The following is an 18151-nucleotide window of genomic DNA, read 5'->3' on the forward strand; positions in this document are numbered from 1 at the left end:
AGATTCGTGAGCTATATTCAGTATTTCAATCGGTGATGATCACTCCGCTCCGGGAAACTCATACGAAACAAAGGGTTAGCGAAGTGTCTGCCGGTGTGTGGCGACACTTTGCCACATTGTGTCTTTCGCCTGTTGACCTTATAGTTGCTGGAACCTTTAGTATGCCTTGCCATGGAGGTCGGGGGTTGCGGCGGATGCTGCTGCTCCATAATTGAAGTGAGGTCTATTTATGAATATCAGTGAAGCGGCCAAGCGTTCCGGGCTTGGGAGTAAGACCATTCGATACTATGAAAGTATTGGTCTGGTGGCGCCCGCCAAGCGTTCTGAAAACGGTTATCGTGACTACAGCGAGCATGATGTTGAGGCCCTGCGGTTTTTGCAGCGTGCCCGCGCAACTGGCTTTGGAATTGAGGAATGTCGACAGCTTTTGGGTTTGTACGACAATGATCAGCGTCACTCATCCCATGTGAAATCTCTGGTGTTGGAAAAGGTTGAGCAGGTGGAAAGCCAGATTGCTGAGCTACAGGCTATGCGTGATACCTTGAACAGCCTTGCCAGTCGCTGTGCCGGCAACGAAGGGCCGCAGTGTGCCATTTTGGATGAACTGTCGACGGCTGATCCTGATTCCCGTGACACCCGGACTCGGGAGGGCAAATCATGAGTGATTGCTGTTCTAAAGATCCTAATCCAAGCTCCGACGCACCTGCGCCCGGCAATGGCTGTGCGACGAAAGAGGCAAAGCCTGGAACCGCAGGGGATAGTTGCGCGTCTGTTAAGGATTCTCACGTCAGCAGTTGCTGTGATCAAGCCAAAGACAAGCCCGATTGGTTTTTACGTATTTGTTTTGTTCTCGTTCTTTTTTTCTACAGCTTGAGCTTTGATGGCTGGCTGAAAGATGCCGGTTTGCCGGATATTTTCCTGTGGCGTTTGTCGCCGGCAATGGACGTGATGGCCCATACGGTGCATGAGCTTGTGAATACTATGTGGTTCAGTGTTGTGTTGGCGGCTCTTTTCGTTGGCTTTCTCGCGAAGATTCCCCAAAGTTTTGTGTTGTCGATTCTGGGGCGCGGCGGCAGTGTGGGTGGGCTGGGACGTGCCACGGTTGCCGGTGTGTTGATGGACTTGTGCAGTCATGGGATTTTGATGGTGGCCATGCAGCTTTATCGCAAAGGCGCCAGCCTGGGACAGGTGATGGCGTTTCTGGTCGCGAGTCCTTGGAATTCCTTATCGCTGACGTTGATTCTGATTGCTTTGATCGGTTGGCAGTGGACGTTGGCCTTTATTGTTTTATCCATGATTTTGGCATTTACCACCGGATACCTGTTCGATGCATTGAGTCGAAAAGGCCATCTTCCAGAAAACCCGTTTGCCGCAGAGTTGGAGGAAGGTTTTGATTTTTGGCCTGAAGCCAAGCGCCAGTGGGGCGAGTTGAAAATCGATAAAGCCTGGTGGGCAAGTGTTTGGGATGAAGCCATCAGTGGCTCAAAAATGGTGGTGCGTTGGTTGCTGTTTGGCGTGTTACTGGCCGCTCTTATTCGAGGCTTTGTGAGCCTGGATGATTTTCAGCAGTATTTCGGTCCGAGCCTGCTGGGGTTGGCGGCAACTTTGGTAGCGGCGACGATTATCGAAGTGTGTTCTGAGGGTTCAACACCCATTGCGGCAGACTTGATGACTCGAGCTAATGCCCCTGGTAACAGTTTTGCTTTCCTGATGACTGGCGTAGCGACGGATTACACTGAGGTGATGGTGATTAAAGATACCATGAAGAGTTGGAAAACCGCGTTGTTTCTCCCGCTGTTGGGCGTACCTCAAGTTGTTGCGGTTGCTGTGATTTTGAATCAAATGGCGTAGTTTGCTGGCCAAGAAGAGAGTGCCGATGCAAAAGCGATGGTGAATAGATGGTAAATAAAGGGCCTGATAGTCTTGTGGGCGACATTCATGTGGTTTTTGCTTCGGTACAATGGGCCTGTCTCACTGCCGTATTGGTCTGGTGCCATGCGACGAAAGTGACTTATTCATACAATAATAGACAGGCCGAATGATCATGACTGAACGCCCGAATTCCCTACACATTCCCGAACACGCCAATATCGTCATTGCCGGTGCGGGCAGTATTGGTTGTTTTGTGGGCGGTTTGCTGGCCGCTCGGGGGCAGCGAGTGTGTTTGCTTGGAAGGCCTCGTATTATTGATGCTATACGCGAGGGTGGTTTGAGGCTTGCCGATGGTGAAGACCTGGATATCGCGCTCGACCCTGAACAGCTCGCCTTAAGTACCACACCGGAATGTTTGGCCGACGCGGATATTATTATTCTGGCGGCCAAAAGCCTGGTGACAGAAGCAATTGCGGAAGACATAGCTCGATTTGCCCCCCCTCACGCCATTGTGATGAGTTTGCAAAATGGCGTGCGTAACCCGCGCATTCTTCGCGAAAAACTGCAGCAAACTGTTGTTGCGACGATGATCCCATTTAATGTCGTACTCAGTGAGGGCAATCGTTTTCAGCGCACCACGTTTACGGCCGAAATTGTGATGGAATGGCAGCCTGAACTGGCGAGCTTTTTGAGCAGTGAGCTGATTACCTTTACACCACAAAAAGAATTCAATGAAATCGCTTGGGGCAAGCTGTTGTTGAACATCAACAATGCCATTAATGCGCTCGGCGGCCTGCCGGTCAAGCAACAGTTGATGGACCCGAAGTGGCGTCGTTTGATGGCCCATGTTGTGGAAGAAAGCATGCAGGTTATGTCGGCGGCTGGTATCCAGCATCAATCTGTTGCGCCTGTCAGTATGAAAGTGTTCTGCTGGATTTTACGCCTGCCGACTTGGCTGTTTCAGCGCATTGCCAATTCCATGTTGAAGGTAGACCCTGAAGCGCGAGCCTCAATGTGGGAGGATCTGCAACAGAAACGTTTAACGGAAATTGATGAGTTTCAGGGCTTGATTATGGAATTGGCCGAAGCTCATCATTGTTCTGCCGATCTCAATCGACGGATATATCAGCTGATTAAAGACGCTGAGCAAGCTGGGGAAGGCTCCCCCGGCTTGAGTGTTGAGTCGATTCGTAACGCTTAGCGCCATGAGCTTCTGGCTTTTTTCTACGTGCTATTGGAAGCTCTCGTAGGGAAAGGCGCTGCAATCCAGCTGCTTACTTTCGGAATAGTTTTCTACTGGCCATAACTTTGGTGCTTTACGAATCAGCGATGCCCAGACCTCACATTTTTCCTGAACATTAGCGAGGCGGTTGTCCTCGATAATACGTTGATGGAAAGTGCTTGGGTCAACAATGCTCAGGCTGTGCTCCAGTGGGCTTGTGTCGAAAATCGCAAACTGAGCGGCATTCGGACTCTCATAGGAAAACCAGGCATGAGTTTGCCCGCTGTTCGGATCACCGCTTTTCGCAAAACGTGTCCAAAGACTGCGCATGCGTTGGGATAATGATTCTCGTCCCGGTGTGTTTTCGCGGTTGATCATCGGATCAAATAAGCCGCCACTGTCGGTAAAGCCAAAGACGAAGGGAATCTCCATTCCATGTGAAGCACCCAGTAGCTGATCAAGCTTCATACCCAGCGGACGAGCTTGTTCATCCCAATCAAAACGATAGGCCCAGACAGCGGCGCCCTTGGCTTGGCTCAGGGCATTGGCAATGCGATCAACGCCCTGATATTTCCAGCGCTCGGAATGATACTGGGCGCGAGCATCGTAGTAGTTTTTATTTTTGATTATTGCGTAGCGATCAAAGTACAGATCCACGTATTTGGGGTCTTGATAATAATACAGTTTAATTTCGTCGCGGTTGCTGCCAATGATAAGCGGCACATTGTAATGCTCGCTCTGATTTTTGAGCCGCTTAATCGGATCACCCGCACTGATCACTACGCCATCCTGAAACACTCGGGGCATATCGGGTTTGTCTTCACCCAGATATTGGTATGCCGTGAAAATGTCAGCGACGCTGGCTTTGCGTAAAAAATCAGCGCGGTCTTTCAAACTTTGCTGGCTGATCAAGCTGCGAGTGGCTTTAGGGCTTAAGCTCCATCCTTCTTCATTGCGCAACTGTCGCTCCATCTCCAAAGCACTGTGTGGGTCGCCTCCGTCCTCAGGATAGGCAGTGGCGGTGCGAACGTCATCGAACCATAGGCCGCCGCTTTGTACGATGGCACGATGAAACAATCCCTGAGCCATGGGAGAGAGCATTAAACTCAAGGTGTTGAATCCACCCGCCGATTCGCCAAATAAGGTCACGCGTTCAGGATCACCACCGAAACGGTCGATGTTACTCTGTACCCATTTCAGGCTTTGGATAATGTCGAGCGTACCGAAGTTACCGCTGTTGTTGACGGCATCATCGTCGCTGGCCAGCGCCGGGTGGCGCAACCAACCGAAGGGGCCAAGTCGATAGTTAATGGTTACTACCACGACGTTGTGCTCAACCGCGAGGCGGGAACCGTCATAAATATTGGCTGAACCGTGGGTGTTGCTGCCACCGTGCACCCAAACCATCACCGCGAGGGGGTCGCTCTGATCGCTTTTTGCAGGAGCATAGACGTTCAAATACAGACAATCTTCGCTGCCCGCGATACCGTTCACGGAGGGCACGGTGTCGCCAGTGCCCCCTGACATTTGAGCACAGGGCGACGCGTGAGTCTGGGTTAGACGTGCTTTATCCCAAGGTTTGGCGGGCAGAGGGGCGCGCCACCGTAAATCCCCAAGGGGTGCCTGGGCGTAGGGAATGCCGCGCCATTGTCGACCGCCTAGCGCGTTTTCCTGCCCGATAATGTCGCCAGTATTGATTGTTAGAGGATCTAAGTTTGCCAGCTTGGGCTGACTGTCAGAGCAAGCAAACAGGACCAGACTGGCCAATGCCATGGGAATGATTTTCAGAGTTTTCCGTAGCGTTGGTCGATGGCGGCGTAGAAGTGTTGAGTGGCGATTATTCATTGTCATTATTATGGCGAATAGATAGGGGCTTGAAGCAGCGTGCGCGCTGAGGTCAGTGGCTAGCCTATCAGAAGTGCCGGAGGGGAGAAAAGTGCCAAGACCGTTGCGATGACGCTTTTGCGAAAGAAGTGATGAATCTGGCGTTGTTATTCAGTTTTGCCTGTTTTTTGTTTGTCATGACCCAGAACTTCTGTGTCAAAGCGGTGCTTAATATAAGCTTCATCTAAACTATGATGCCACAGCCCTTTTCGTTTTCCTTGGTCATAGGCGATTTCAGCAATTCGACCTGGATTAAATTTGAATATTTTTTCTGTTCGGTATTTGGCGATTTCGTCTTTGAATGCCTGTTCAACGGGCAGTGTGCGCCAGCCTTTTTCTCTGAGGGCGTCAACCAGATCGCCAAGGTACATGGCGGTAATATCCATTTCGTGCAACAAAAGCACATGATGAGGCGATCGACCCAAAACCTCTATGGCCATTTGGTCGTAGTATTCAATGCCCTCGATGATCAATTCAACGTACAGTTTTTGTAGCGCATCAAAATTGATTGTTTGTTGCTTGGCCACTGCAGTCTGAAACAAACTTTCCAGATACCAATCGTAATTATTTAAGGTTATGTAGGCGTTGCGATACCCTTTTCTCTGCAGATAGGCACGCATGCCATCGCGTTTTTCCTGAGTGTTACCCTCGCGTAAATAGGGAAAGCGAAACCAGGGTTTGTAGTTAGGCAGAGTGCGCAGTTGGGTTTCGGCCTGTTCGAAATCAGCGATGTAATCTGACAAAGAATGTTTGTTGAAGTCCAGATGTGTGTTTGAGTGATGGGCAATAATGTGCCCGGCATTAGCGTAACGAATGAGCCTTTCTTTTCCCTCGTCACGAACTTTTTTGCCGACGGAAAAGAAAGCTATTTGAGGAATATTGTGTCGCTCGATTTCGTTCAGCAATTGTTTGGCCCGGCTTGGGCCATCGAGATAACCCGTCGCGGTTCTGGGGGAATCGTCCAGAGTAATGGCCAGGGACTTCGTCATCCCCAAAGGGGACAATAAGCAGGCACAGATGAAACTGAAGAACCCCAGAATTGCAGAGGCTTTGATGTGCATGTATTGACTCCCGGCCATGGTTGCCTGCTTAAATCAGAGTTTGCTTTAGCTCTGAGGGGCGTCCGGCTGATGTTCAGGCATGGCCTGAACAAAGGCGTCCAAACGGTTGCAGTGATCTACAATCGCTGAAATTTTAGGGAACTGGCTCATGTCGACTTGGAAGCGTTTGGCGTTATAAACCTGGGGCACGAGATACACATCGGCCAGGGTCACTTGTTCACCATAACAGAACGGGCCGTCACCAAGTTGTTCTTCCAGCGCACGAAAGCCAACGTCGATCCAGTGTTTGTACCAGCTGTTTTTAGCATCATCGTCAACACCCAGTTCGCCGCTTAAATATTTCAGGATGCGCAAATTATTCACGGGATGAATGTCGCAGGCAATTTGGTTGACCCAGCTGCGCACAATAGCGGCCTCGAATTCATCGCTGGGCAACAAGGCCTGACCGGCTTGAGTTGCTTCAATGTATTCCAAAATGGCGGTCGATTGCGTCAGTACCCGGCCATCGTCAATTTTCAACGCGGGCACTAAACCCTGAGGGTTCATGGCCAGGTATTCTTCAGACTTGTGTTCGGCCTTTAATAAATTAACAGGACGAATGTCGTGCGCAATTCCTTTTAAGTTAAAGGCAATTCGCAGACGGTAAGCGGCAGAGGAGCGAAAGTAGCTGAACAGTTCCATAGGAGATCCAGGCGTAATGTTGGTTTGTGCAGTAAACAATTGTTGTTGCGGAATCGTTTATGCCGGTGGGGAAAGAGTGTAATTCATAACGTGGCCAGGCCAAAGGCCCGGCCACTTTATGTGTACGCAGTGTTGCGGTTTAAACGTTAGCTGGCAAGATGGTGCCAGCCGCTTCACCGAAACCGATACGCGCTTGGCCATCGCGTTGACAGTAACCGCGAATCACGATGCAGTCACCGTCTTCCAAAAACGCACGTTGCTCGCCGTTGGGCAACGTCACTGGGTTTTTACCCGCAGTTGTCAGTTCAATCATGGCGCATGCTTCGTCAGCGCTTGGTCCGGACAGGGTTCCGGTGCCCAGCAAGTCACCGGCCTGCATATTACAGCCGTTCACGGTGTGGTGTGCCACCATTTGTGCCATGGTCCAATAGCTGTACTTAAAGTTGGAAGTTGCCAGGCTTACGGCGTCTTCACCCGCAGCACGCATTTTCTCGGTTTGAATCAATACGTCCAGCTCCACATCAACACCGCCAGCCGCGGTGTTTTCCGCACTTTCCAGATACGGCAACGGTTGTGGGTCATCCGCCGGGTGGCTGTAACTTGCACGATAGGGGGCCAGTGCTTCGGTTGTCACAATCCATGGGGAAATGGTCGAGGCGAAGTTTTTCGCCAGGAATGGCCCCAGAGGTTGATATTCCCAAGCTTGAATATCGCGCGCAGACCAATCATTAAACAGGCACATACCGAAAATATGATCTTCTGCATTGTCGATGGAGATCGCCTCGCCCAGCGCATTCCCGCTGCCAATGAAGATGCCCATTTCCAATTCGAAATCCATACGCTTACAGGGGCCTACGCTTGGTTCAGCGGCGTCCGGTGCTTTGGTTTGACCGACCGGGCGCGGGAACGTTTGGCCTGACACGTCGATGGATGAAGAGCGGCCGTGATAGCCGATAGGAATCCACTTGTAGTTCGGCAGCAGTGGATTGTCCGGACGGAACAGGGCGCCGATGTTGGTTGCGTGATGAATAGACGCGTAGAAGTCGGTGTAGTCACCCACCACACAAGGCATGCCATATTCCGCATCGGCCTGGGCCACCAAGCAGTTTTTCAAGGTCGCTTCCATAGCTGAGCCCGAACGCAGTGCAGATGATAACGCGGCGCGCAGACGGCTCCAGGAGGCTTTGCCCATAGCCATAAAATCGTTCAATTTTTCCTTGGCTGCGACTTCCAGTTCGGCCTGGGCCTGGCTGGAAAAAACACCGCTGTCGGCAGCGGCTTTCAGATCCAGAATCTGGTCACCAATGGCAACGCCACCGCGAAAGGGCTCATCGCTGCCGCGACGGCGAAAACTGGCGAAGGGCAGGTTTTGAATGGGAAAATCACTTTGTCCATTATTGGCGCTGCTGACCCAGCTGCTTAAACTGGGATCGTGGGTTTCGTTGAGCTTCGACATAGCATTGTAATCCGATGTGTGAGGCCGATATATCATTGGCCAGAGTGTTTGTTTTCCGCCCGAGCCTATTGGGCTCAGGCGTGAATGTTCAGGTGATAGGCGTTGCTGGCTTACTCAATGCCAGCATCAATGTCGCCATTGTAAAACTTTTTCAGGCCCTTCCAACAGTCGGGATAATTGTGTTGGCGCAGTGGGCCTTCAAGAGCAAAGCGGGACACATTAAAGGCATAGCGTGATTCAAACATGAAAGCCATGGTGTCCTGGTAGCGAACGGGTTCAAGCTCAGCAGTGCTGGCTTTCTCAAACACAGCCGCTTCCGGGCCATGGGGGGACATGCTGTTGTGCAAGCTGCAGCCTCCCGGTACAAAGCCATCTTCTTTGGCGTCGTAAACACCTTCGATAAGGCCCATAAATTCGCTCATGACATTGCGGTGATACCACGGTGGGCGGAAGGTGTCTTCGGCAACCATCCAGCGGGGTGGGAAAATCACAAAGTCCAGATTGGCAACACCCGGAGCACCGGATGGCGAGGTCAGTACCGTAAAGATGGATGGGTCGGGATGATCAAAACTGACGGTGTTCATCGCATTAAAGCGCGCCAGTTCATAACGGTAGGGCGCGGTGGTGCCCACCCAGGCAACCACGTCCAGCGGTGAATGATCAATATCGCAGCGGTAGTAATGGCCGGCGTATTTGGTGATCAGCTCAAACTCTCCGTCGATATCTTCAAAGGCGGCGGTAGGGTATTGGAAGTCACGGTCGTTGGCGTAACCGTTTGCACCGACAGGGCCACGCTCGGGTAGCTCGAGCAAGGCACCATAATTTTCACACAGGTAACCGCGCACCGGACCATCGGGGAGTTCGACTTTGAACTTCATACCACGGGGAATCACAGCGATGTAACCGCTGGGTACGTGGAGCTTTCCGCATTCAGTGAACAGCAGCAGGGAGCCTTGTTGGGGCACGATCAGCAATTCACCGTCGGCGTTACAGAAATAGCGTTTATCCATATCCTGGTTGGCGCAGAAGGTATGAACGCCAACACCGGTTTGGCCAGCGGCGCTGCCATTGGCGGCCATGGTGATCCAGCTGTCAATAAAGTCGGTGGGCTCAGCGGGCATGGGAGCGGCATCCCAGCGCATCATGCTCGGTGGTGTCACCACCTCGTCGATTGGTGCGGTGCGGACCCATTGTTGGGCTTTGCCATCCAGGGCCTGGTATTCACCCTGGGCCACCGATGGACGAATGCGGTACATCCAGGTGCGACGATTGTGCGCTCGCGGCGCGGTAAAAGCCGTGCTGCTGAACTGCTCGGCATACAGGCCATAGGCAACCTTTTGTGGGCTGAAGCGGCCTTGGGGCAGGGCGCCGGCCAGAGCTTCGGTTTCGTGTTCGTTCCCGAAGCCGTGCAAATAATCTAAATCTTGTGGTTGGCTCATTGTTAGGTTTTCCTTTCTCTCTTTACTGCTCAAGTTGTGCGGCAATATCCAGGGCTTCAAGTAGGACTTGCTTATCACCAATATGATTGGCAAGCAGTAGAATCAGGCGGGCGTTCAGGCGCTCGCTGTCTTCGGGGGCCAGTTCCCGATGGGCATCGGTCAAGGCTGCATAAAATGCATCGGCATCGCTAAAGTGGTTGTCGGTAATTAGCTTGCTCATGGGGTTTTCTCCAAATTGAATCCGAGCGCGCGTTTCAAGGCGGCGCTGACATCGTTCACATTGGCCTGTTTAAATTTGGCGGCGATATATTGATCTGGACGAATTAAATAGGCATGTCCGCCAAGCAGGGCATAGCGCTGGGCAAATAAGCCTTCCGGGTCCTCCAGATTGCGAGAGTCGATCACTTCCAGATCATCGCTGATGGCCTGGAGTTCGGTCAATTCTTTCTCGTCCAATGTATCGCCGTTGACCAGCAAAACAAAACGGTTGCCAAGCTGCTCCAGTAACCAGCTGCCCTGACCTGCAACGCTGATAGGGGCATCCTGACAGACGAAGCCAACATGAAGACCTCCTTCGAAGCCTTTATCAGTAGTGTTGAGTTCGGAATCGCGATAATCGCAAGGCATCGACAGGCGGCCACTGTTTACCAAACTGCGGGCGAAGGGATAGTGTTTGGCCAAGCGCAGAGTTTCATCCCGGAAAACCCGAGAGATATCGTTTTTAGGCGTAATAAAATCAGTGGCCCGCGTGGAGTTGAGAATGTTTTCGGCGGCACCGTGTTGGCGCTCGGTATTGTAACTTTCTATCAGGCGAGGCGAGGCTTCCCCTTTGAGAACGCGGGCGAGTTTCCAAGCCAGGTTTTCAACACTCTGCACCCCACCGTTTGCGCCACGTGCCCCAAACGGTGAAACCTGATGGGCGGCATCGCCCATGAAAACGACCCGGTTGTGAATGTAATCATCCATCTTACGACATTGGAAGGTGTAGACACTGGCCCATTCCAATTCAAATTCCACGTCTTTGCCGAGCATAGCTTCAATGCGCGGGCGAATGTTCTCTTCTTTCTTTTCTTCTTCGGGGTCGGCGTCCCAGCCAAGCTGGAAATCGATGCGCCAGACGTTGTCGGCCTGTTTGTGAAGCAACACAGACTGATTGCGGTGGAATTCAGGGTCAAACCAAAACCAGCGCTCAGTGGGAAAGTCGGCTTTCATCACCACGTCGGCGATCAGGAAACGGTCCTGAAAAACCTGGCCTTTGCTTTCCAGCCCCAGACTGCTGCGAATTTTTGAGTTGGCACCGTCGGCGACCAGCAGGTAGTCACAACTCAGGGAGTAGACGCCGTCTTCGGTTTCGACCTGTAGCTGGTTGCCATCGCCTTGGCTGTCAAGTTCAAGCAGTTTGTTCTTCCAGCGGAGATCGATCAAGGGTTCCTGGTCAGCCAAATTCACCATGTATTCTTCAAAATAGTACTGCTGCAGATTAATAAAAGCGGGCAGTTTATGACCGCTTTCAGGCAGCAGATCAAACTCGTAAACCTGCTCTTCTTTAAAAAAGACCTTGCCTTTTTGCCACGTCACACCTTTGTCGACCATGGGGGTGGCGCAGCCGTAGCGATCCATAATTTCCAGCGTGCGCTTGGAGAAGCAGATGGCTCGTGAGCCCACGCTGACGGTGTTGTTGTCGTCCAGGACGACAGAGGCCTGCCCCTGTTTGGCGAGATCCAAGGCCGCAGCCAGGCCGCAAGGGCCAGCGCCAATAATGATGACCGGGTGATGCACCGCACTGGCGGCATCCTGGTCAGGGCTTTTTCGGTAAGGGTAAATAGGATTGCTATAGGTTTTTTGCATTGTCTCGGCCACTGTCGTTGGGCGCGCGCCCTTATTATGCGTATGAGGCCATCGGCTCGAATTCAGTGAGGTAGTCTGACGCCAACTTGATTTCGGTCAATAGTCTCAGTTGAGAAGAATATATCTTTGAAGGGGGACTTTATCAAGGTTTTTGTGGTTAAAAAATAGCTTATATTCAATTTATTGGTTGCTATTGAAACTATTTGTGTTATCTTTCGAATCCTGAGCAAGGTTTTTGCTGCCTTCGGCGGCGTGCTTTGCCCGATCTCGCGCACTTGGCTTCAGCCCGCCAAGCTCGCTTAACCAGTGATAACAGCGACAACGACAATCGATAAGGTGCAGCCATGGCTAAAAAACCCTTTGCCTCATCCGCCGACCTCGGCGAGAAAACCGAAACCCTCGAAGTACTGGCCGATGGCGTATTTGCCTTAACTGCCGAAGGTGATCCCAACGTGGGTGCCATTGAAGCAGAAGACTTCCTGATTGCATTTGAAGCACGCGCCACGCCAAAAGCGGCAAATGATTGGCTGGAGCAGTTGCGAGAGCACACCAATAAGCCCGTGAAATATCTGGTGTTGTCTCACTACCATGCGGTGCGAGTCTTAGGTGCCAGTGCCTACGGTGCAGAGTCAGTGATTGCCCATGAGAAAACCAAGTTTTTGATCGAAGAGCGTGGCATGCAGGACTGGGCGAGCGAGTTTGGCCGCATGCCTCGTTTGTTCCGTGAGCCCGATGGTATTCCAGGCTTAACTCACCCGGATCTGGTGTTTAATGACCGCATGGTGATTCCACTGGGTGGCGATCGAGGTGATCTGGTCCTGGAATATTGTGGTCGCGGCCATACGGCGGGTGATATTGTGGCTTGGTTGCCAAAACAAAAGGTTCTGTTTGCGGGTGATCTGGTTGAAGCCGCTGCGGCGCTGTACACCGGCGATGCCTTCCACTTCGATTGGGCCAATGAAACGCTGGACAAAGTAAAGTCCTATGAAGCCGAAGTGCTGATTGGCGGTCGCGGTGCGGTGGCTCATGGCCGTGAAGCGGTTGATGCGGCGATTGAGCAAACCCGTGGTTTTCTCAACGGTATGATTGAAAAGGTTGGTGAAGTTCACAAGCGTGGCGGCACGTTGAAAGAAGCTTTCCTGGCGACCCACGAACATCTTGGGCCTAAGTTTGGTATGTGGCCCATCTTTGAACACTGTCTGCCGTTTGACGTGCAGCGCCTGTGGGACGAGTTTGACGGTATTGACTGGCCTCGTATCTGGACAGATGAGCGCGATCAGGAAGTATGGGATCAGCTGCAAGACTGATCCAGTACAGAATCCGCATCTTAAAAGCCCGGCGCATTGAGCCGGGCTTTTTTGTATCTGAAGTATGTGACCAGTCCCGGTTATCTGATTTTTCTAGGTAAATTTAAAAAATAACTGTTGTCCGACTCAATTATTTTTATCGGGTTTATTTTTAGTGGTTTGTTTTTAGTGGGGTATTTATTTTTCAATCTGAATGTTTATCCATTGAAATCACTGGGGGCGTGCAGTGTGTTTTCATTCTGTTTGGATGGTTTCTTTTAGCGGTGACTATCGTTTTCGTCGCCGCTCGTCGCGGTGGCATCGATTTAGACAATGCTCCGGCGAATAACTGCTACCATAAACATTACATTGCGCTGGGGTGACGACATGAAACAAGGTGATTGTTGCTCAGTGAGATATTGGAAGAATTTAAGTTGAGCGAACCGGTTTTACAACGTCTGAAGATCGCGTGCTCACCAGGGAGGGGTTCTATGTTTGGTATAAAGTTTCTGCAAGTCCTTCAGCAAAACGGCTCGTGCTGGCCAGCAAATAATGTTGGGTTGCGCAGGGAATTTTCAATATCGTCAAACGTCTATTGATCTGTCAGTCCATACGACTCTGTATGGAAATCGTTTCACATCAGAAGTTATTTAAATCAATATTTTCGTTGTCGCTGTATTTCTGTCAAAAAATTATTTTGGTTTTGAGTGGGCCTATTCAGGCGCCAGAAAACCTCGGCGGCGCCATGAATAAAACCGTGGCTTGTCTGTCGCTTGAACGTATAAAAGTGTTGCCTGCATTGGGTGTGTCTGCCAAGTAAGCTCCCAGTGGGTTCTGAGTGTTGGAACCATTGCCCTGGTCTTTTATGGCCAGGGTGTTTATTTGCCGCTAGTGCTTTCGTTAATCGGCTGTCGTAACGCAGGGCGGTTTTAATTTCAGGGCTCTATTTTCGATAGAAATCAACTGTTTAGCGAATAACTAAGAGCCATTGTTTGTGGCGTAGCCATCATTTTAAACGCCAATTTTTCCCTTAGCGTCAATTTTTCTTTTCACTCTGGTGCAAGAAATATCGACTTGTCAGGGATTAAACTGCCAGACATGGTTGGAAAAGGGCGTAAAACATAATATTCAGGCCCGTACATCAACCGTGACAATTTGCGCTCAGCAGCTATAACAACACGTGAGCTATTGTCTTTAAGCCGAGTCCAGTCATTTAAGCTATGCCTGTGTTCTTCCTGGATTTTGCGAACAATCATAACAACACTTTGGGATTTGTGAGGAAGCTATGTTGAAATCAATTACCGCCAGTCGAGGGCGTCAATTTTCATTGTCATTATTGACGCTTGCCATTGCTGCCAGCAACAGTTCAGCAGCTGTTTTGGAAGAAGTTACCGTAACCGCGCAGAAGCGTGAACAGAACCTGCAAGATGTGGGTGTGTCTGTATCGGCATTCAGCGGTGATCAGATGAAAGCGCTTGGTGTGACGAATACCACCGAGATTACCCAGCAAGTTCCTGGTTTACAGGTGAACACCTGGTCGCCAACCATCACCACTTTTAACCTGCGTGGTGTTTCTCAGAACAACTTCACCGATAACCTGGAAGCGCCGGTTGCCGTGTATTCCGATGACGTCTACATCGGTTCTATGAATGCGATCTCCGGTCAGTTGTTCGATGTCGAGCGTGTCGAAGTATTGCGTGGCCCACAGGGTACGCTGTTTGGTCGAAATGCAACGGGTGGTTTGATTCACTATGTCAGCCGTGACGCGTCAGATGATGAAACCAACGGTTATGTGGATGTTTCGGTATCTGAGTACAGCACGCGTTCCATTGAAGGTGCTGTCGGTGGCGCTCTGGGTGACAATGTTCGCGGTCGATTCTCTGCCCGTTGGGAAGAAGGTGATGGTTATGTTGAGGCCACTCAGCCTGGCGTACGCGCATTGGGCGGTCGTGATGGCTACGCGCTTCGCGGTCAATTACAGATTGACGTCGATGAAGCCACCTCATTGGATTTGAGCATTAAGTACAGCAAAGACGACGACGTACCAACCGGTGGTTATGTGGTGTTCTCACAGGGCGGTGCCGCTGTTGATCCGCAAACCGGCCTGGGTGTGCGTGACAATACCGTTGTGCGTCCTTTTGAGCACGATTCTGAATACGAAGGTTACTTTGACCGTGAAGCGACCAGCGTTACCGCCAAGCTGACAAAAGAAGTCGGCGATGGTCTGGAGTTTGTGTCCATCACAAACTACACCGAGATGGACAAGTTCTACACCGAAGACGGTGATGGCTTCCCAATTTTGGCGGTGAACTTCACGACTATTGCGGATTATGAACAGTTCTCTCAAGAATTCCGCTTGTCCGGTGAGAGCGAGACCCAGCGTTGGCAGATTGGTGCTTACTACCTGGATATGCAACAGTTCAACCGCGCGATTACTGCCGGTATTCCCGGTGCAGTAGGTGGTTGTGCCGCAGGTGCAATTGCGCCTCCGACTTTGCCGGATGGTACGGTTCTGGGTTGTGCAGATTGGGCACCTCCTGGCGTGGGCGCACCTGACAGCATCGTTGTACCCAATGGTGCGGCTACCGATTACAGCGTTAATCTGGACTCCCGTAACTGGTCTGTATTCGGCCAGCTGGAAACCGATCTGAGCGAAGACCTGACATTGATCACCGGTTTGCGTTGGTCGCAAGATGATAAAGACATCGACTTCGTAAATACCTACGGTGATGTGAACACGCCGAGCCAGACAATTTCTGTTGTGCGTGGTTTGCCTCAGAACACGATCGATTACGGTGATTACGCCGCACGAGTTCAGTTGGACTGGCGTGCGTCCGATGAGACCTTGGTATTTGTCAGCTACAACCGTGGCATTAAAGGTGGTAACTGGTCAGTGAATGCCGGTGTTTTACCTTCTACGACAAACTTCCAGCACCAGGAAGAAACGCTGCACTCCTATGAAATCGGTATTAAAACTGAGTTGACCGATTACGCTCGCTTGAATGCCACAGCGTTCTACTACGACTATCAAGATTATCAGGCCTTTGCTTTGACAGGTTTGACGCCACAGGTGGACAACTCCGATGCAACCGTTAAAGGTGGCGAGATCGAATTGTTCCTGACGCCTGGCGAGAACTGGGACTTCATCTTTGGTCTGGCGTTGAATGATTCTGAAGTTGATACCGTATTTGACGCGAACGGCGGCACTATTTCCGGTAATGAAATGCCGAACGCACCTGATTACAGCGCAAACTTCCTGGGTCGTTACAACTGGGATATGGCCGGCGGTAACATGGCTGTTCAGTTGGACGGTGCAGCGTATGGCGATCAGTATCTGGAAGTGACTAACTCTGATGTGTCTTTCGAAGAGTCTTACTCCGTTTGGAATGCCAACATCTCTTACACCTCCGGTGATGAGAGCTGGAAGGTTGCTCTGTGGGCCAAGAACATTACGGATGAAGAGTATCGTATCTACAACCTGGATTTGGGTGCCCTGGGTGCGACGTCTTTCTATGCACCACCACGTTGGTTCGGTGCAACGTTTAGCTACAACTTCTAAGTAAGACAATTCGCCCCGGCTCGCCGGGGCATGGCATGAGTCGGCGTGGTGAATAAAAAAATAATATCAAGCGACATCAAACTGAGCTGGCAGAAAAGTGATGCCATGGCAGGTTTGTTTGTACGAATTCTGATGGCATTTCTGACCTTGGGTATCTGCTCGCATGCCCAGGCAGATTCACCGCGCCCCAATGTTTTGCTCGTAGTAGCGGACGACCTGGGGTTCGCGGACCTGGGTTATCTGGGCAGCGAAATTAATACCCCGAATATTGATCGTCTGGCTGCACAGGGCGTACAGTTTACCGATTTTCATACCGCATTTACCTGTTCTCCAACGCGTGCGATGCTGTTAACGGGGGTGGACAGTCATTTGGCCGGACTGGGCAATATGGCGGAAGAACTGGCAGACAATCAACGCGGAAAGCCCGGTTATGAAGGGTACTTGAATCAGCGCGTTGAAAGTTTGGCGACGATTTTAAAATCAGCCGGTTACAACACCTATATGGCCGGCAAATGGCATTTGGGCAAAGGGGAAGGGCAGGGGCCGGAGTCCCACGGATTTGATCGTTCCTTCGCGCTGTTATCCGGTGGCGCCAGTCATTATGCTGATATGAAACCGGCCTATGCACAATATAAAGAACAGAAAGCCGGTTATCGTGAAGATGGCGTTTTGCTGACGACATTGCCGGACAATTTTCAATACTCTTCACAGTTTTATGTCGATCAGTTGCTTGGCTATATTCAGTCTGGCAAGCAGGAAAAACCTCAACACCCTTTCTTTGCCTACCTCGCGTTTACGGCGCCTCATTGGCCTTTGCAGGCATCTGAGCAAGCCATTGCGGAATACCGAGGCAAATACGATCAGGGTTATGAACAGTTGCATAAAGAGCGCTTTGCTAAGCAGCGAGCGCTCGGTTTAGTCACGGGTGAACCGGCGGCCATGCCTGCGGGTAGCCGACAGTGGGCAAGCTTATCCAGTGACGCGAAATCCAAGTCGATCCGGGCCATGGAAATTTACGCGGCGATGGTCACCGAAATGGACAAGCATCTCGGTCGTCTGTTGGCGCGCCTTGAACGGCAGGGCGAGTTGGACAATACATTAGTGATCTTCCTGTCTGACAATGGCGCGGAAGGTCATGATGTCGACGCGACCTGGCCGAAAGATCAATTTCCCAAGGTCTACAACTGGGTGATGAACAATCACGATTTCAGTTTGGAGGCGATGGGAAAAGTGGATAGTTACGTTTTTTACGGTCCGGAATGGGCTTGGGCCGGCGCACCAGGTTTTTATGGTTATAAGGGCTTCAGTAGTGAAGGCGGTTCACATGTCCCGGCTTTCCTGAGCTATCCAAAGGCCATCGAGGCCGGACGGGTAGATGAGCTGGTTCGGGTCAAGGATATGGTGCCCACCATCTTGGACATTGTCGGTGTGCGAGCGGCGGCAGACAAAAAGCCTTCTGCTGATAAGGCGGCTGTCCATCCGATCAGTGGGCGTTCCATTTTGCCGGCCTTGCAGGGCAAGCCGATGGCGCCGGTGAATTTTATCAGCGAATTGTTTGGCAAGCGTGTGGTGCGTTCAGGTGATTGGAAGGCGACACATATGCCGAGCCCCATGGGCAATGGTCAGTGGCGCTTATACAACATTCGAAACGATCGCGCCGAGCAACAAGATTTAGCCTTAAAGAACCCCGACAAACTCAAGCAACTCATCACCTTATGGGATGACTATGCGCGCAGAAATAATGTCATTCTGCCGAATTGGGTGTCGGGTTATTAATGGATTCGCACCGCCTCAAGGTCGGGCGAAATGTGCAGTACAACAGCTGCCTCGGGTAGCAAATTAT

Annotated in this window: 14 protein-coding genes; 7 read left to right on the top strand and 7 right to left on the bottom strand. The window is 51.3% G+C overall.

Annotated features, from left to right (window positions below; translation table 11 throughout):
- The first annotated feature begins 229 nt into the window (after positions 1-229).
- The 3 genes from cueR (at position 230) to ABWW03_RS07030 (ending at position 3073) form a co-directional block, all read left to right on the top strand.
- Complete coding sequence (gene cueR / locus ABWW03_RS07020) at positions 230-661, top strand: Cu(I)-responsive transcriptional regulator (protein WP_353407297.1); 432 nt, start codon at positions 230-232, stop codon at positions 659-661.
- A complete protein-coding gene (locus ABWW03_RS07025) occupies positions 658-1851 on the top strand; it encodes a permease (protein ID WP_353407299.1) in 1194 nt (397 codons plus the stop codon). Before cueR ends, ABWW03_RS07025 begins: the two co-directional genes overlap by 4 nt.
- Before the next feature lie 193 nt (positions 1852-2044).
- Positions 2045-3073 (top strand): 2-dehydropantoate 2-reductase, encoded by a 1029-nt coding sequence (locus ABWW03_RS07030; protein WP_353407300.1) that lies wholly within the window; start codon positions 2045-2047, stop codon positions 3071-3073.
- A gap of 30 nt (positions 3074-3103) precedes the next feature.
- On the opposite strand, the gene ABWW03_RS07035 is transcribed toward ABWW03_RS07030, so the two are convergent.
- From ABWW03_RS07035 to ABWW03_RS07065, 7 genes are all read right to left on the bottom strand, one after another.
- Positions 3104-4939, bottom strand: coding sequence for a carboxylesterase/lipase family protein (locus ABWW03_RS07035; protein ID WP_353407301.1), 1836 nt, complete (start codon positions 4937-4939; stop codon positions 3104-3106).
- A 146-nt stretch (positions 4940-5085) separates the two neighbouring features.
- Positions 5086-6039: a polysaccharide deacetylase family protein gene (locus ABWW03_RS07040; protein WP_353407302.1), complete on the bottom strand. Its 954-nt coding sequence runs from the start codon at positions 6037-6039 to the stop codon at positions 5086-5088.
- Between the two features lie 45 nt (positions 6040-6084).
- Positions 6085-6720, bottom strand: a complete 636-nt coding sequence (gene maiA, locus ABWW03_RS07045) for a maleylacetoacetate isomerase (RefSeq protein WP_353407303.1) — start codon at positions 6718-6720, stop codon at positions 6085-6087.
- 139 nt (positions 6721-6859) lie between these two features.
- Positions 6860-8176, bottom strand: coding sequence for a fumarylacetoacetase (gene fahA / locus ABWW03_RS07050; protein ID WP_353407304.1), 1317 nt, complete (start codon positions 8174-8176; stop codon positions 6860-6862).
- Between the two features lie 110 nt (positions 8177-8286).
- On the bottom strand, positions 8287-9615 hold the full coding sequence (gene hmgA, locus ABWW03_RS07055) for a homogentisate 1,2-dioxygenase (protein ID WP_353407305.1): 1329 nt from the start codon (positions 9613-9615) through the stop codon (positions 8287-8289).
- Positions 9616-9637: 22 nt separating this feature from the next.
- Positions 9638-9835: a DUF2783 domain-containing protein gene (locus ABWW03_RS07060; RefSeq protein WP_353407306.1), complete on the bottom strand. Its 198-nt coding sequence runs from the start codon at positions 9833-9835 to the stop codon at positions 9638-9640.
- Positions 9832-11463 carry an FAD-dependent oxidoreductase gene (locus ABWW03_RS07065; protein ID WP_353407307.1) on the bottom strand — a complete coding sequence of 544 codons (1632 nt, stop codon included), beginning with the start codon at positions 11461-11463 and terminating at the stop codon, positions 9832-9834. Before ABWW03_RS07065 ends, ABWW03_RS07060 begins: the two co-directional genes overlap by 4 nt.
- Positions 11464-11807: 344 nt before the next feature.
- On the opposite strand from ABWW03_RS07065, the gene ABWW03_RS07070 reads away from it, so the two are divergent.
- The 4 genes from ABWW03_RS07070 to ABWW03_RS07085 all read left to right on the top strand — a co-directional run bounded on the left by ABWW03_RS07070 (position 11808) and on the right by ABWW03_RS07085 (position 18084).
- Positions 11808-12770, top strand: coding sequence for an MBL fold metallo-hydrolase (locus ABWW03_RS07070; protein WP_353407308.1), 963 nt, complete (start codon positions 11808-11810; stop codon positions 12768-12770).
- 601 nt (positions 12771-13371) lie between these two features.
- Positions 13372-13569, top strand: a complete 198-nt coding sequence (locus ABWW03_RS07075; RefSeq protein WP_353407309.1) for a hypothetical protein — start codon at positions 13372-13374, stop codon at positions 13567-13569.
- Positions 13570-14034: 465 nt separating this feature from the next.
- Positions 14035-16308, top strand: a complete 2274-nt coding sequence (locus ABWW03_RS07080) for a TonB-dependent receptor (RefSeq protein WP_353407310.1) — start codon at positions 14035-14037, stop codon at positions 16306-16308.
- A gap of 48 nt (positions 16309-16356) precedes the next feature.
- The gene (locus ABWW03_RS07085; protein ID WP_353407311.1) at positions 16357-18084 is read left to right on the top strand and encodes an arylsulfatase; all 1728 of its coding nucleotides are present in this window, start codon (positions 16357-16359) and stop codon (positions 18082-18084) included.
- Positions 18085-18151 lie beyond the last annotated feature (67 nt).

Source organism: Pseudoteredinibacter isoporae, assembly GCF_040372805.1.
Lineage (GTDB): Bacteria > Pseudomonadota > Gammaproteobacteria > Pseudomonadales > Cellvibrionaceae > Pseudoteredinibacter > Pseudoteredinibacter isoporae_A.

Coding starts and splice junctions, on each gene's coding strand:
- cueR (WP_353407297.1), top strand. CDS start 230: ATGAATATCAGTGAAGCGGCCAAGCGTTCCGGGCTTGGGAGTAAGACC.
- ABWW03_RS07025 (WP_353407299.1), top strand. CDS start 658: ATGAGTGATTGCTGTTCTAAAGATCCTAATCCAAGCTCCGACGCACCT.
- ABWW03_RS07030 (WP_353407300.1), top strand. CDS start 2,045: ATGACTGAACGCCCGAATTCCCTACACATTCCCGAACACGCCAATATC.
- ABWW03_RS07035 (WP_353407301.1), bottom strand. CDS start 4,939: ATGAATAATCGCCACTCAACACTTCTACGCCGCCATCGACCAACGCTA.
- ABWW03_RS07040 (WP_353407302.1), bottom strand. CDS start 6,039: ATGCACATCAAAGCCTCTGCAATTCTGGGGTTCTTCAGTTTCATCTGT.
- maiA (WP_353407303.1), bottom strand. CDS start 6,720: ATGGAACTGTTCAGCTACTTTCGCTCCTCTGCCGCTTACCGTCTGCGA.
- fahA (WP_353407304.1), bottom strand. CDS start 8,176: ATGTCGAAGCTCAACGAAACCCACGATCCCAGTTTAAGCAGCTGGGTC.
- hmgA (WP_353407305.1), bottom strand. CDS start 9,615: ATGAGCCAACCACAAGATTTAGATTATTTGCACGGCTTCGGGAACGAA.
- ABWW03_RS07060 (WP_353407306.1), bottom strand. CDS start 9,835: ATGAGCAAGCTAATTACCGACAACCACTTTAGCGATGCCGATGCATTT.
- ABWW03_RS07065 (WP_353407307.1), bottom strand. CDS start 11,463: ATGCAAAAAACCTATAGCAATCCTATTTACCCTTACCGAAAAAGCCCT.
- ABWW03_RS07070 (WP_353407308.1), top strand. CDS start 11,808: ATGGCTAAAAAACCCTTTGCCTCATCCGCCGACCTCGGCGAGAAAACC.
- ABWW03_RS07075 (WP_353407309.1), top strand. CDS start 13,372: ATGGAAATCGTTTCACATCAGAAGTTATTTAAATCAATATTTTCGTTG.
- ABWW03_RS07080 (WP_353407310.1), top strand. CDS start 14,035: ATGTTGAAATCAATTACCGCCAGTCGAGGGCGTCAATTTTCATTGTCA.